The sequence below is a fragment of the Salinimicrobium gaetbulicola genome (genome assembly GCF_042676025.1).
Classification (GTDB): Bacteria; Bacteroidota; Bacteroidia; order Flavobacteriales; family Flavobacteriaceae; genus Salinimicrobium; species Salinimicrobium gaetbulicola.
Map to the genome: position 1 here is coordinate 1285080 of NZ_JBHTJP010000032.1, position 14751 is coordinate 1299830.

Sequence of the window (14751 nt, forward strand, 5' to 3'; positions counted from 1 at the left end):
TTTTATTAAATTATGCGGGAGAGAAAACTATTTTTATATTTGTTCGTTTCTCAAGTTCAATGTTGCACTGTTTTTGCAACATGCATAGTAACGCAAAAATAGCATAATTTAACTTATGTCGAAGGTTAAATATTATTACGATAGTGATACCCTTTCCTATAAAAAAATCGAGCTGAAAAAAAGCCGTAAGATAGGAATTGCCTTTCTGAGTATCGCCGGTGCTTTCCTTGCAGGATTCATACTTTTGATCATATACCTGAACATTCCGCAGCTGGAAACCCCCAAAGAAAAAGCCCTTAAACGAGAGCTTGAAAACATGAAACTTCAATACGGGCTTTTAAACCGAAAAATGGATCAGATCCAGGAGGTTTTAGCAAATGTGGAAGACAGGGATAATAATATCTACCGTCTTTACTTTGAAGCCAATCCAATTCCCGAAGAACAACGACTTGCCGGGTTTGGTGGTATCAATAGATACCAGGACCTGGAAGGTTTTGACAACTCTAAGCTGATCATTGAAAGCCACAAAAAACTGGATGTCCTGACCAAGCGTTTGGTAGTACAATCCCGTTCTTTGGATGAGATCGTCAGCCTGGCTCAGGATAAAGAAGAATTGCTAGCTTCGATCCCCGCGATCATGCCGGTCAAAAATGAGAATTTAAAGAGAATGGCCTCCGGATACGGATGGCGAACAGACCCATTTACTAAAGTTAGAAAATTCCATTACGGAATGGATTTTTCGGCACCTAGAGGAACACCGGTTTACGCTTCGGGTGACGGAAGAGTGACAAGAGCAGATAACCGCTCCAGTGGATATGGCCGACACATTAGAATTGACCACGGATTTGGATACACCAGTTTATACGCACACCTGTATAAGTACAATGTAAAACGCGGTCAAAGGGTGAAGCGAGGGGACCTGATCGGGTTCGTGGGAAGCACGGGACGCTCACAGGCACCTCACCTTCACTACGAGATCTTTAAGGAAGATGACAGGATCAATCCTTTGAACTTTTATTACGGCCAATTATCTGCCGAAGAATACGATCAAATACTTAAGCAATCACAACAAGAAAACCAATCCCTGGATTAATGCACGTAGACTTACCAGACAAATTATATTACGGCATAGGTGAAGTTGCCGATGCCTTTGGCGTGAACGCATCCCTCATTCGGTTTTGGGAAAAGGAGTTTGATGTGATCAAACCTAAAAAGAACGCAAAGGGCAACCGGAAGTTTACCAAAGAAGACATCAAGAACCTTGAATTGATCTATCACCTGGTAAAGGAACGAGGCTTTACCCTCGAAGGCGCAAAAATCCATTTAAAGGAAGAAAGCCAGAAAACATTGACTAACTTTGAAATTATCCGAAAGTTAGAGAACATAAAATCAACTTTAATAAAACTAAAAAACCAACTATAATGAAAAAGTGGCTAGTCCCAGTATTGATTATCGGAGCGATCGTGCTCGGATTCTTTTTATTGTTCACCGGAAAGTATAACACAGCTGTAGACAAGCAGGAACAGGCTCGCAAGACCTGGGCTGATGTGGAGAGCTCTTACCAGCGCAGAAATGACCTTATTCCAAACCTGGTAAATACAGTAAAGGGAGCAGCAGATTTTGAACAAACAACACTGACACAGGTTATTGAAGCTCGCGCCAAGGCAACTTCGATCAATGTAGATGCCGAAAATATGACCCAGGCCCAAATGCAGCAGTTCCAGCAGGCACAGAGCCAGGTTTCATCTGCCCTTTCGCGCCTCCTGGTTACCGTTGAACGTTACCCTGAACTTAAGGCCACTCAAAATTTCCAGCAGCTGCAATCTCAGCTTGAAGGAACAGAGAACCGAATCAACGTGGCAAGAAACCGTTACAATGAAACGGTTACTGAGTACAACCGATACATACGTCAGTTTCCTAACAATATCATCGTTGGAATGTACGGGTTTGACAGGATGCCTGTTTACGAAGCAGATGCAGGATCAGAAGACGCACCAGACGTAGAATTTGATTTTTAAAACCCATTATTATGGCTAACATAGAGGAGTTCCTGACAGCAAATGAGGAAGAAGAAGTAGTAGAAGCCATTAGACAGGCCGAGAAGAAAACTTCCGGAGAGATACGGGTGCATATCGAAAAATCCAGTAAGGGCGAAATCTGGGAACGCGCCATGGAAGTCTTCCACCTTCTTAAGATGGATAACACCAAGGAGGATAACGGCGTACTGATCTATGTAGCCATCGATGACCGCAACTTTGTGATCTACGGTGATAAAGGGATCAATGAAGTGGTACCTCCCGATTTTTGGGAAAGCACCAAAGACGAGATCGCAGCTGAATTCAAAAAAGGTAATTTCAAGCAAGGCCTTATTAACGGAATTACCAGGGCAGGTCACGAGTTACAGGTGCACTTCCCATGGAGCGAAGACAGTGATGAAAACCAACTGTCTGATAAAATATCCCGATAAATGAAAAATTTCCAACGGAACATCACTCTTGTTATCTTATTGCTCTTTGCAGCGTTTACAGTAAATGCCCAACGTGATATTCCGCCCAAACCCTCAGAACAGACCAGTGTCTATGACGAAGCTGACGTTTTAAGCGCTTCGGAAGAACGCAGCCTGGAACAGAAGCTGATCAACTACGCCGATACCACGTCTACCCAGATCGTGATAGCGACCATCAACTCGCTGCAAGGGGAATATATTGGTACTTATTCTGCCGAATGGGCACATGAATGGGGAATTGGACAAAAAGATGAGGACAACGGTATATTCATACTTCTATCCAAAGAAGATCGGAAAATATGGATCTCTACCGGTTACGGGATCGAAGGAGATCTCACCGATGCCTTATCCAAACAGATCGTTGAAAATGTCATTTTACCGCAGTTCAGGAACGGAAGTTACTATGGCGGTCTTGACGCCGGAACTACAGCTGTAATGGAAGTTATGTCCGGGGTCTATGAAGGCACTCCTACTTCCCGAAATGGAGGTGGAGCCGCTCCAAGATTTATTGTGCTCGCACTTATCTTTATCTTTTTCATGATCGTATTCAGTCAGCGCAATAAACGCGGTGGCGGACGCAATGGCGGACACAGGCGAGGCGGCGGATTACTGGACGTTCTTATTTTGAGCAGTCTCGGAAGAGGCGGCTTTGGCGGTGGAAGCTTTGGTGGCGGAAGCGGCGGCTTCGGCGGTGGCGGAGGCTTTGGTGGCGGCTTCGGAGGCGGAGGCTTCGGCGGAGGCGGTGCCGGAGGCGGATGGTAGAATAGTCTTTAGTCGACAGTTCGGAGTTCAGACTTCGCAATTTGAACTAGTATAAAAAAATAAACCCTCTCAAAAATGACTTTTCTGAGAGGGTTCTTTTTTTGGTAAAACTTATCTTATTTCTTTCTGAAGTACACCGAAACGGGAACTCCTGTGAAGTCAAACTCCTTCCGAAGTTTATTCTCAATAAAACGTTTATAAGGATCCTTCACGTACTGCGGAAGGTTACAGAAGAAAGCAAACTGTGGTTGCGGGGTAGGCAACTGCATACAGAACTTGATCTTCACATATTTACCTTTATAGGCCGGTGGAGGATATGCTTCAATGATAGGAAGCATTACTTCATTCAACTCGCTGGTCTTGATCTTCTTACTTCGGTTCTTATACACCTCAACAGCCGTTTCAATGGCTTTAAAGATCCTTTGTTTGGTCAATACAGACATGAATACGATAGGCACATCAGTAAACGGTTCCATTTCCTGGCGTATCTTCTGTTCGTACTCTTTCATGGTATTGGTCTCCTTATTGTCAACCAGGTCCCACTTATTCACGAGGATCACGATCCCTTTTCGGTTTCTCTGTGCAAGCCAGAAAATGTTCTGTACCTGTCCGTCAAATCCGCGGGTGGCATCCATTACGATCAAACAAACATCACAATGTTCAATAGCCCTTACGGAACGCATCACAGAATAGAACTCAAGATCTTCCTTAACCTTAGCTTTCCTTCTGATCCCTGCGGTGTCGACCAGGTTGAATTCAAATCCGAACCTATTATATCGGGTATCAATAGAATCACGGGTAGTACCCGCGATATCGGTAACTATATATCTTTCTTCGCCAATAAGCGCGTTGATAAATGAAGATTTTCCGGCGTTTGGTCTACCTACCACCGCAAAACGAGGCAGTTCGGCTTCTTCTTCGCGGGTATCTTCCGGCAGGGCTTCCACAAGGGCATCTAACAACTCCCCTGTTCCACTTCCGCTGGTACTGGCAATTGGATAATATTCTCCAAGTCCCAAAGAATAGAATTCCACCGCATTTTCAAGACGTTTGGCGTTATCGACTTTGTTTACTGCCAGTAAAACCGGCTTATTTACTTTTCTCAAAAGCTGGGCTACATCCTCATCCATTGGAGTCACTCCTTCCTCCACATCTACCATGAAGATGATGGCATCACTCTCTCCAATGGCCAATTCAACCTGTTTATCGATCTCTGCTTCAAAAATGTCATCACTTCCAACCACATACCCTCCGGTATCGATCACAGAAAAATTTCTGCCATTCCAGTCGGTTTTTCCATAATGACGGTCACGGGTCACCCCACTCACAGAGTCAACAATGGCTTCCCGGCGTTGAATTAAACGATTAAAAAAAGTCGATTTTCCAACATTAGGTCTCCCTACAATGGCTACTATACTACTCATAATTAATTTCTTCTAAATAAGGCTGCAAAATTAGGTCTTTTAAAACAAATGCAATCAACTTATATCTATCTTATTTTCAGGAAAGAAACTCAGTCGCTAAATCTCCCCTTTTCTTCCGAAGTGAAGGAAAGACGATAAAAAGCCCTGAATTTTCAGGATCCTAAGTAAAAAGATAAGGATTATTTGTTATCTCCTGAATACCCGAAGCGTCTTAACTGCCGGGCATCACTCCTCCAGTTTTTATTGACCTTCACATAAAGTTCAAGATGCACCTGTTTTCCGAAGAATTTTTCCAGGTCTTTTCGGGCTTCTACCCCTACTCTTTTTAAGGCGGCTCCTTTATGGCCAATGATGATCCCTTTCTGGGTCTCTCTTTCTACCATGATCACACTACGCATCCTAATGATCTCCTCCTCTTCAAAGAATTCTTCAGTATCGATCTCGACGCTATATGGGATCTCCTTTTTATAATGCATGAGGATCTTTTCACGAACGATCTCATTGACAAAGAAACGCTCAGGCTTATCTGTAAGAGTGTCTTTAGGATAGAATGCAGGCGATTCCGGAAGTAATTCCACAATTCGGTTGAATACCTGCGGCACATTAAAACCTTCAAGTGCAGATACTGGAAATATTTCCGCATTCGGCACTTTTTCCTTCCAAAGCTGCACCTGCTCCTCAAGTTGCTCCTGATTTGATTTATCGATCTTGTTCAGCAGAAGGAGAACAGGAATTTCGGAATGAATGATCTTATTGAAGAAAGATTCATCTTTCAGCTCTTTTTCACCGATCTCGACCATATATACCAGCACATCGGCATCTTCAAAAGCCGATTTCACAAAGTCCATCATAGACTCCTGAAGCTGATAGGCAGGTTTGATTATTCCCGGTGTATCACTCAGGATCACCTGGAAATCCTCCCCATTAACGATCCCTAGAATACGGTGACGGGTAGTCTGCGCCTTCGAGGTGATAATACTTAGTTTCTCACCAACAAAAGCATTCATGAGTGTGGATTTCCCTACGTTAGGATTCCCAATTATATTGACAAAACCGGCCTTATGTGCCATAACATTAATTTTTTTACAAAGATACCTATTTCAGGCTCGTTCCGGGAAATTTTCTTCGGAAGCTTACTGCTTCATTCCTCGGTCGTACATTACGATACTACCTGCAACAGAAACATTGAGACTGTAAGTGGACTTGAACTTCACCAGAAAATGGGCTTTTTCGATCGCCTTTTTTGAGAGCCCATGATCCTCAGCTCCTAAAAGGTACACGCAGCGTCTTGGATGTTCAAAAGTTTCTAACGGCTCTGCTTCTTGGGTCAACTCAACCCCTACCAGCATCGCCCCCTTCGGAAGGTGTTTATAGAAATCTTCAAAATTCTCGTAATGAAAATAAGGCATGGCACCCACCGCTTTGTGAGTGTCACAAGCCTGCTTCGCGTACCGGTTGCCAATGGTAAAAATAAAACTGGCTCCCATATTCTGCGCAGAACGCCATAACACTCCAAGGTTCTCGGGTGTTTTCCCATTTTGGATCCCTATTCCGAAAAAGCCCTGTTCAAGATTATCTATTTTCATGCTGCAAAAATAAGGCTTTTAACCACCTCTGCAATTAAGCCTCCTGCTCCAGATCTACCTGGAAATTGATATCCCTGACATTGACCACGGTATTTCCCGAAGCAGCCACCATCACCAAAAGATGATCTTCGCCAGGTATAATATCAGAGATCCTGAACTGCTGGATCTTACCGGTAAGACTTATTCCATCGAACACCTCTGCTTCCTTTGCCAACTTCTGATTTACTTCTGCCAGTTTCTTTTCTATCAAAGGCTGGAAATTGAACTTCATTTTCTTTTTCAGGCTGCTATACATAAATGTATTGGCCAGCACCTGGATAAATTTATTCATGATCCAACCCCTATTCTCCCCCTCGAGGGTATAATCTTTTACAAACACTTCCTGATCTTCGGTTCTAAATTCCAGGGCTGCGTGAAATGACATCCGTACGATCTTGTTTTTAAAAAAAGAAGTCAGGGTTTTAAGTCTCAGGATAAGAGCGAGATCAAAGTTCTCCTTCGGACTTTTCCGCAGGGAAAGAGCCTGGATCTCGGCATATTCGGTAGTATCCCCGTCACTGTTATCATCCCGAACCACTTCGCCAACCAACTCATTCCGTAGAAAGCCCTCCAGAACCTTGTAGTTGATCTTGACAGGCAGCCTTAACACGATATTTTCCTGTTTTTCCTCCATATCTGAAATTTAAACAGAAGATAAGGATTTCTAAAATTATCTTTTCCTAATGCCTTCCCAACACACACAAAAATAGCTTCTAGGAGTAAAACTGCTTTAAATTAAAAATTTAGAGTCAAAAATTTCGTGAAAGAATCAGGTCCCGATTTAAAGATCGGCTTAAAAAACCTTTTTTAGAAAAGAAGGGATGCAGATCAACCAACAACACTCAATTATCTGATTTTTAGGAATTTGTAAATAACTTAGAGTTAATTAAAGTATCTTTATACTACCAACAATAAATTCTTGAATTATGAAAAAGAAAAGCAACAACCGGTTCAAAAGATGGATCCTTATTGTATCCATAATGTTCTTTACAGTCGGGATGTATTCCCAGGATATGAAGTCTTATGATGACGCGAAGAAAGAAATTGAAGCAGAATTCGGGATGTTCCCCTCCATGTTTGAAGTTTTTCCCGAACATGCCCTTGCGGGAGCCTGGGAGAATTTTAAAAAATTGAACAGTCCTGAAAGTAAGATCCCGCCAAAATACAGGGAATTATTACAGCTGGCAGTAGCAGCTCAGATCCCTTGTGACTATTGCATTTATTTCCACACCGCTTCGGCAAAAGCTTTTGGGGCTACAGATCAAGAGATCGAAGAGGCGGTGGCACATGGAGCGCAAACCCGGTACTGGAGTATGATCTTACAGGGAAACCAGGTTGACTTTGAAAAATTTAAAACGGAGTTCAATTCGATGATGGAGCACATGGCTGCCAAATCAAAAAAATAACTTCTCCGGAATTCAGAGAAAAGTCCCTTTAACAGAGGGATTTTTTTCTGCTTCAGGCTAATCTTTTGAAATATCTTCTACTACAGCATCTGCTGCATTTGACTTTACCGAGGTAATCCCTTTTTCCATAGCACCCAAACTTGAATATATCTCGCTGGTAGCTACTACTTCTCCATTTAAAGCTTTCAAATTGAACATATACCCTCCGGTAGCTTCTTTCCTTTCATAATGATCATCATCAAGCGCGTTCTCCTTTACCGATTTAATACCGTTTTCACAGGAGGGTTTATCATTATAGCCCTGACTCTTCAAAATAATCTCACCATTCCCGGCCTTTAAATTGAATCGAAACTCCCCGGCTTCATCCTTTTTGATCTCAAATTTTGACATGAATGTATGTTTTGGTTGATAGTCCTTAAAAGGTAAGAATTAAAGAGTAAAAACTGCATTAAAATTTAAAAGGAGGTAGCGAAGGTTTTCTTAAAATGTAAGACTCTGAAATATTCAAGAAATACTAAAATGGTTTTAAATCAGGAATAGGAAAAACCAGGATTTTTCATATATGACAAAAATTAAATTCCATCTGAAGGACCACAACAGGACTGTAATTTCTGAACAGGTGGACAGGGAACAGAGCCGTAGCTACAAAACACACAGCAATCACCCTCTTCAGGTTTAATTCTGGTTCCGCAGTGAGAACATTCGTAGAAAAATTGACAAGCATCTGTCGGCATTACTTCTTCTTTAGAACGCTTGCAATTAGGACAGGTAATTACTGACTTCAGAATAACTTCCATAATCATCATTTTGTTAAGACCTTTTAATTTACAAAATTATCAAGGTCTATTATTTTGTCTCAGGCCTTGAACTCACAGAATACTTCACCGACCAAAACAAAAAAAAACCACCTTGAAAAAGGTGGTTTTGGTAGTAGCGGGAACTGGACTCGAACCAGTGACCTTCGGGTTATGAGCCCGACGAGCTACCTACTGCTCTATCCCGCGATATTGGACTGCAAATATACAGTCAATTTTCATTTCCCCAAAGCTTTTATGAAAAATAATTTCTTTAGCAATTCACCTTACCACTTACTATACTTGCTGTCAACGAATTGTACGGTAAAAAAATTTTTATTACTGCTCAATACTTCCGGCCTCAAAAGAAACCAGTTCACCGTCTTCAAAACTGGCATGTACCTCTATAGGGTTACAACAGACTTCACAATCTTCAATATACCTCTGATCTGAGACCGAAGGATCCAGTAAAACAGAAATCTCTTCCCAACAATAGGGACATTGAAAAAAGTGTTCCAGCATAGTTAGTATTCCACATTCAACAATTGGCCGGTAAGCCTTAACAGCTCCAACTCTGCTAATTTAGCTTCATATTTGGCAAGGTTGAGACTTGTTTCGGCATTCAAAAGGTTTATTTGGGCCTGGCGGAATTCAATAGAAGTGACCTGTCCAAGTTTATATTGTTCCTGGGTACGATTAAAGTTATCGAGGTTGGTAGCCACATTCTCTTCCTGCACATGAAAAATATAGAGTTTATTCTCATAAGTCCCAAGGGCGTTGGCTATATCTCGTCGCACTTCCAGTTCGACCTGCTCCTTTAATAGCTTCTGGTTATCATTAACTATCCGGGAATTCTTGGTTTGCACCCTGGTGCGCCCACCGTCAAAAATATTCCAGGTAAGATTTACCCCTGCCGAAAGTCCTGTGGTGGTAGTCGTTGAACCCGGAAAAAAAGCTGTAGGTCCTCCAATATTCTGATTCCAGCCATAAGAGCCGGTTAAACCTACCGATGGTAAATATCCCGATCTGTTTACTTTAATATCATATTCGCTTATAGCAATAGAAGACTCGCTTTGAAGGATCCGAACATTATTTTCAGCTGCCTGTGCGATTAAATTTTCCAATTGCAACTTCGGAATAAAGGTCACCGTAGTATCTACCACATAACCCAACTCTTCCATTTCCCGGTCAAGAAGTACATTCAGATCTCTCTTTGTATTTTGCAATTGCTGCCTTGCCTGGATCAGGTTGATACTGTCATTATTGACGTCAACCCTTGCATTGAGAACCGCCAGGTTATTTGCCTGACCGTACTCATACTGATATTGAGCTCTTAATTCGCGATCCCTCGAGATCTTAAGTCCTTCCTCCAAAACATCAATATTTTCATACAACCGGGCGATCTCAAAATAAACTGTAAACAGCTGCAAAATGGTATTCTCAACTGTCTCCCTTGCTTCCAGACGCGAGAGATTGTATTCCTCCTTCAGGCTTTTAAAATTATAATACCTGCCCAAACCATCGAATAAGACGTAGTCAACATTTAAAGACCCTCTGTAAAGCTCATTCTCTACATCATTCTGTTCAATAGTTTCTTCTCCCTGTATGTCGGTAGTGCGATCGTTCACATCATAAGATGCTCCTGCCAACCCCGTAAGGGAAGGAAGGTATCCAGAATTCCAGATACTCTGATTGTTCTCTGCGATCTCGACCTGATTGGATGATATCTTAATTCCGTAGTTTGATTCCAGGGCAGCCTTTACAGCTTCATCTTTTGACAGAACTGTCTCCTGCCCGGCCATGTGAAAAGTCACGAGGGCAGGCAAAAAAAACATCCACTTAAATATTCGCTTCATGCTCCTCTTCTTCTTTTTGTTCTTTAATAGCTCTTTCAACTTCCTCACTAGTAACATTGTTACCAGTAGCCAGCCATTTGGTTCCTACCTTCAGCTTATTACTTACAGAAAGCAACAATGGCAAAAGGAACAGGGTTAAAATAGTAGCGATCGCAATTCCGTAGGAGATAGATATAGCCATTGGCTTTAAAAATTGAGCCTGCCTGCTTTTTTCCAGCAATAATGGTGCAAGGCCGGCAATCGTCGTCAAGGAGGTCAAATATATGGCCCTGAAACGCGAACGTCCTGCCTGATATAAAGCCTCCTTGAATGGCAGGCCTTCCCTTAAATAACTGTTGAATTTCCCTATCAACACCAGTCCGTCATTCACCATGATCCCCACCAGGGCAATGATCCCTAATGCCGAAAGTACATTTATAGGAAAATCATGAACCCAGTGACCCCAGGCAACGCCAATAATACTGAACGGGATCATGATCATTAATAATAAAGGCTGACTATAACTTCTGAAGGTAAATGCTATGGTCGCATAGATGAGGAAAAAGATGATGGGAAGGACCTTTTTAGCAGATCCTGTGAGCTTTCCTGCCTCCCTGTTCTGGCCTTCGTACGATACTGAAATACTCGGATATGTCGCCAGGATCTCCGGCATCACATTCTCCTGAATATCGGTAAGGATCTCAGTAGAACTTCCGTTAGGATCTTCCATATCTGCAGTTACCCGAATTTCCCTTCTTCCGTCAAGATGGCTGATGGATTCGGTTCCTCGAATTATTTCATAGTTGGCGATCTCATCAAAAGGCACCCTGTTCCCGGAAGGCGTCACGATTCTCATTTCATCCAGGTCATTTATGGATGAACGATTCTCCAGGTCATAACGCACCCAAACCCGAATCTCATCCTGACCACGTTGAAAACGTTGTGCCTGGGCTCCAAAAAAGCCATTTCTCACCTGCCTCATCACCTCGCTCAGATCAAGCCCTAAGGCATAAGCATTATCCTTAAGCTTTACATTGATCTCCTTGATCCCCTTTGGGTCGTTATCACTTACATCTTTCAATAAAGAGTTATTCTCAAGGTTTTCCTTAAGCTCCTCTTTGGCCGCTTCCAGTTCGTTCAAATTATTACCCAGGAGAGATACTGAAATTGGCGCGCCACCAAAATTACCTCCGGAACCAAAAGTGAGATTTTCAACCCCATAAACAGGGCCAACCTCATCTCTAATGGCATTGGTGATCTCAGGAGAGCTGAAATCCCTTTCCTCTCCAGGCAAAAGGTTTACCTGCAAAGAAGCCTTATTATTTCCAGGGCCGACTCTTTTAATGATGTTTTCTACGACCTGCTTGTTGCCGGTCTGTCTCTCTGTGAAATCTTCATTCACCCTCCAGGCCGCTTCTTCTACCATAGAGATAATAGAATCGGTTCTTTGAGGGTTCACCCCTTCGGGCATAAGAAGGTCAATACTTACGCGGTCACTCGCGATACTCGGGAAAAGCGTTACCCTGATAATTCCTCCACCGACAGATCCAATGGTAAGGATGAGCACCGCCGCTAAGACACCCAGTGAAAAAAGCTGGTTATTCAGTACAAATTTTAGTACAGGGGAATATATTTTATCCCGCTGGTATACCATTACACGATCTCCCAGCTTATTGATACCTCTCATTTTTTGAAAAAAGGCACCAAAGCGTCTCTTTCTAGTTCTTTGATCTTTACTTTTATCACGAAGAGCTCTTGAATGTGCGATGTGAGCAGGTAGAATAACCAATGCCTCAATTAACGAGACAACAAGGGTGAGGATCACTACGGTAGATACTTCCCCAAAGAACTCTCCGATCCTGCTGTCCAGGAAAAGGAAGGTTGAAAAGGCCAGTACAGTTGTTATGATCGCAGAAATAATAGGTGGAACCACTTCCATGGTACCATCAAGCGCGGCATGAATGGGCGATTTTCCTTTTTCGTATTGCTGATAAATATTTTCTGAGATCACGATCCCATCATCTACCAAAATACCTATCACGATGATCATTCCGAAGAGAGAAAGCACGTTAATTGTCACTCCTAAGGTCCCTGCAAAGATGAACATCCCCAGGAACGATATCGGTAATCCCAGGGCTACCCAAAATGCCAAACGAATATTAAGAAAAAGGGATAAAAAGAATAGCACTAAAAGAATTCCCATAATACCATTTTCAAGCAACAGCTGGGTTCTTTGTTCCAGGGTTATAGAAGAATCGAAAACTACGTCCAGCTGTACATTACTGCTGCGTTGATTGTATTCTTCAATATATTCCTTCACCTGCTCGGCAGTAGAAAGCAGGTCTTCATTATTGGTATTGCTAATGGTGATGTTCACCGAAGCATTTCCGTTGAAATAAGATGCGTTAGGAGTTTCGGAAAACTGGTCCCGAATCACAGCTATTTCCCCGAGCCTGGTTATTTGACCGGTCTCTGAAGACAGTAACACCAGGTCATTCAATTCGTCAGCAAAATAGGCACGATTATTAGCCCGAATAAGATAATCTTCAGCAACGGTCTTTACCGTTCCACCTGTTGAAAGAATATTGGCATCCGCTACCGTTCTGGCTACCTCCTCAAAGGTAAGGTCATGAGCCAAAAGGTCGGCTTCACTTACCGCGATCTCTATTTCTTCCTGTGGAAAGCCCGAGATCTCAATTTGTGAGACTCCATCTAACGTCCGCAGATCGTTCTCGATCTGTTGAGCGATCCTTTTAAGGGTTACCAGCGGTACATTCTCTCCACTCACCGCAAAGGAAATGGTAGGCCTTACAAATTCTTGTTTGGCAACAACCAGAGGTTCCATACCCGCTGGAAAAGTAGGCACTCTATCTACCGCGTTCTTCACTTCGGTGAGCATGACATCGATATTCTCATCCTGCTCGATCTCTACAGTGATAGACCCTCCGCTTTCACGAGCTACCGAAGTGACTCTGTCAATACCGACCAGGCCTTTTAAATTATCCTCGATCTTCAGAATAATACCTTCTTCGATCTCTTCAGGCGCAGAACCGGGGTAAGCTATATTTATATTGATGATCCTTGATTCTTCCAGCGGAAAAAAGGAGGATTTCATCTGCAATGCGCCCACGATCCCGAAGATGGCGAATGCGATGATCACTACATTAACAGCGACCTCATATTTTATAAAGTAACTTATGATCTTTCTCAAGGCATGTCGCTTTTAGTGGAACCATTTTCTTTCTGAATGGTCACCAACATTCCTGAATAAGCTCCCGGAACATTAGACGACAACATCTGTTCACCGTTCTCCAAACCTTTTATCACCACCGTGTTTTTTCCGAAGTAAACCGGTTTCACCGTCACAAGATCAAGAACACTGTCCCTTACCACATATACTTTTGACCTGTCAACCAAAAGCTCCCTAGGAATCTCAATGGCGTTCTCCTCATCCCTGGCATCGATCATGGCCTGCAGGAACATACCCTCCCGGATATCTTCCCCCTGTACCTTAATGAACACCTCAATGGTTTGAGTTTCCTGGTCTACCCTGGCGTTGATCCTACTAATTACACCGGTATAATTCTCAGTCTCGTCGAGGTTTGCCAAGGCTACTTTTTCACCAACCTTTAAAAGATCACTGAATTTTTTAGCTACCGAAACTTCCAGTTCATAAACTGAGGGGTCAATAAATTCTCCCAGTTTCTGTCCTTGCCTGATAAGGGTTCCCCGGGTTACAAGGGCTTCGGTTAAAATCCCGTCAAATGGCGCGACTATCGTATATTTCCCCAATCGCTCCTCCAGATTCCTAATGCTATAGTAATCCGAAATAATTCCGCGGCCGGTAATAAAATATTTCTCTTTCTCAGAATCGGTTTCAGGTAAGGGAGGAACTCTTTTGTTAATGTCAAAATTATTCAGTTAATTTTCCCACTTCGGAAAGGCTTCCGGGTAATCGAGCCTTAGATCGGGCATGATGGCCGTGATACTGTTGTATAGATCACTTTTAGCCGATTGTACGCTGGCAGCGTATTCCCGTGAATCAATATTCAGCAAGATCTCTCCGCGACGATACCTCTGCCCCGGTCTAAAATCATGGCTGCTGCTCTGAAAGATCCCTTGAACTTCAGCAAAAAGTTCAAGTTTTCTAAGAGCCGTAACACTTCCATTAGCTGGCACTGTAATAGGAACAACCCCATTTTGCACCGTGTCAACGAAAACATTTTTAACGATTTTTGAAACCTTTGGTTTTTCTTTGACGTTGCTGTCAATAATAGCTTTAGCGCCAAAGATGGCGGCGATTATAAGCACCAGGCCTATAATCGAGAGAATGATTTTTCGTGTATCCATAGTTGAATGGTTAGACTTGAAAGTCCAGCAATAGTTTAAAATTGCAAAA

17 protein-coding genes and 1 tRNA gene are annotated in these 14751 nt (G+C 42.7%); 6 read left to right on the top strand and 12 right to left on the bottom strand.

Annotation, left to right across the window (positions count from 1 at the left end; genetic code table 11):
- Positions 1–115: 115 nt before the first annotated feature.
- Genes ACFQ1G_RS07300 through ACFQ1G_RS07320 form a run of 5 tightly spaced genes read left to right on the top strand, consistent with a single transcriptional unit; the run spans position 116 to position 3268 of the window.
- Positions 116–1093 (top strand): M23 family metallopeptidase, encoded by a 978-nt coding sequence (locus ACFQ1G_RS07300; RefSeq protein WP_380738047.1) that lies wholly within the window; start codon positions 116–118, stop codon positions 1091–1093.
- Entirely contained in the window at positions 1093–1422 is a 330-nt protein-coding gene (locus ACFQ1G_RS07305; protein WP_380738049.1) for a MerR family transcriptional regulator, read from the top strand. Before ACFQ1G_RS07300 ends, ACFQ1G_RS07305 begins: the two co-directional genes overlap by 1 nt.
- Entirely contained in the window at positions 1422–2018 is a 597-nt protein-coding gene (locus ACFQ1G_RS07310; RefSeq protein ID WP_380738051.1) for a LemA family protein, read from the top strand. Before ACFQ1G_RS07305 ends, ACFQ1G_RS07310 begins: the two co-directional genes overlap by 1 nt.
- Positions 2019–2029: 11 nt before the next feature.
- The gene (locus ACFQ1G_RS07315; protein ID WP_380738053.1) at positions 2030–2467 is read left to right on the top strand and encodes a TPM domain-containing protein; all 438 of its coding nucleotides are present in this window, start codon (positions 2030–2032) and stop codon (positions 2465–2467) included.
- Positions 2468–3268 carry a TPM domain-containing protein gene (locus tag ACFQ1G_RS07320; protein WP_380738055.1) on the top strand — a complete coding sequence of 267 codons (801 nt, stop codon included), beginning with the start codon at positions 2468–2470 and terminating at the stop codon, positions 3266–3268.
- 116 nt (positions 3269–3384) lie between these two features.
- Here the strand turns inward: ACFQ1G_RS07320 and der are convergent, their stop codons facing one another.
- From der to ACFQ1G_RS07340, 4 genes are all read right to left on the bottom strand, one after another.
- Complete coding sequence (gene der / locus ACFQ1G_RS07325) at positions 3385–4692, bottom strand: ribosome biogenesis GTPase Der (RefSeq protein ID WP_380738057.1); 1308 nt, start codon at positions 4690–4692, stop codon at positions 3385–3387.
- Between the two features lie 179 nt (positions 4693–4871).
- Positions 4872–5762, bottom strand: a complete 891-nt coding sequence (gene era / locus ACFQ1G_RS07330; RefSeq protein WP_380738059.1) for a GTPase Era — start codon at positions 5760–5762, stop codon at positions 4872–4874.
- A 63-nt stretch (positions 5763–5825) separates the two neighbouring features.
- Positions 5826–6278 (bottom strand): RNA methyltransferase, encoded by a 453-nt coding sequence (locus ACFQ1G_RS07335; RefSeq protein WP_380738061.1) that lies wholly within the window; start codon positions 6276–6278, stop codon positions 5826–5828.
- A gap of 34 nt (positions 6279–6312) precedes the next feature.
- On the bottom strand, positions 6313–6951 hold the full coding sequence (locus ACFQ1G_RS07340; RefSeq protein ID WP_380738063.1) for a DUF4403 family protein: 639 nt from the start codon (positions 6949–6951) through the stop codon (positions 6313–6315).
- A gap of 292 nt (positions 6952–7243) precedes the next feature.
- Here ACFQ1G_RS07340 and ACFQ1G_RS07345 point away from each other — a divergent pair, with 292 nt between their 5' ends.
- On the top strand, positions 7244–7723 hold the full coding sequence (locus tag ACFQ1G_RS07345) for a carboxymuconolactone decarboxylase family protein (RefSeq protein WP_380738065.1): 480 nt from the start codon (positions 7244–7246) through the stop codon (positions 7721–7723).
- 57 nt (positions 7724–7780) lie between these two features.
- Here ACFQ1G_RS07345 and ACFQ1G_RS07350 read toward each other — a convergent pair whose 3' ends face one another.
- From ACFQ1G_RS07350 to ACFQ1G_RS07385, 8 genes are all read right to left on the bottom strand, one after another.
- Positions 7781–8113, bottom strand: a complete 333-nt coding sequence (locus tag ACFQ1G_RS07350) for a YegP family protein (RefSeq protein WP_380738067.1) — start codon at positions 8111–8113, stop codon at positions 7781–7783.
- Between the two features lie 182 nt (positions 8114–8295).
- Positions 8296–8520 (bottom strand): GDCCVxC domain-containing (seleno)protein, encoded by a 225-nt coding sequence (locus tag ACFQ1G_RS07355; protein WP_380738069.1) that lies wholly within the window; start codon positions 8518–8520, stop codon positions 8296–8298.
- 134 nt (positions 8521–8654) lie between these two features.
- Positions 8655–8727, bottom strand: a tRNA-Met gene (locus ACFQ1G_RS07360).
- Positions 8728–8856: 129 nt separating this feature from the next.
- On the bottom strand, positions 8857–9039 hold the full coding sequence (locus ACFQ1G_RS07365) for a CPXCG motif-containing cysteine-rich protein (RefSeq protein ID WP_380738071.1): 183 nt from the start codon (positions 9037–9039) through the stop codon (positions 8857–8859).
- A 2-nt stretch (positions 9040–9041) separates the two neighbouring features.
- Complete coding sequence (locus tag ACFQ1G_RS07370; protein ID WP_380738073.1) at positions 9042–10373, bottom strand: TolC family protein; 1332 nt, start codon at positions 10371–10373, stop codon at positions 9042–9044.
- On the bottom strand, positions 10357–13563 hold the full coding sequence (locus ACFQ1G_RS07375; RefSeq protein ID WP_380738075.1) for an efflux RND transporter permease subunit: 3207 nt from the start codon (positions 13561–13563) through the stop codon (positions 10357–10359). The genes ACFQ1G_RS07370 and ACFQ1G_RS07375 overlap by 17 nt, the downstream gene beginning before the upstream one ends.
- Complete coding sequence (locus ACFQ1G_RS07380) at positions 13560–14273, bottom strand: efflux RND transporter periplasmic adaptor subunit (protein WP_380738482.1); 714 nt, start codon at positions 14271–14273, stop codon at positions 13560–13562. The genes ACFQ1G_RS07375 and ACFQ1G_RS07380 overlap by 4 nt, the downstream gene beginning before the upstream one ends.
- The gene (locus ACFQ1G_RS07385; protein ID WP_380738077.1) at positions 14274–14702 is read right to left on the bottom strand and encodes a hypothetical protein; all 429 of its coding nucleotides are present in this window, start codon (positions 14700–14702) and stop codon (positions 14274–14276) included.
- Positions 14703–14751: the final 49 nt, after the last annotated feature.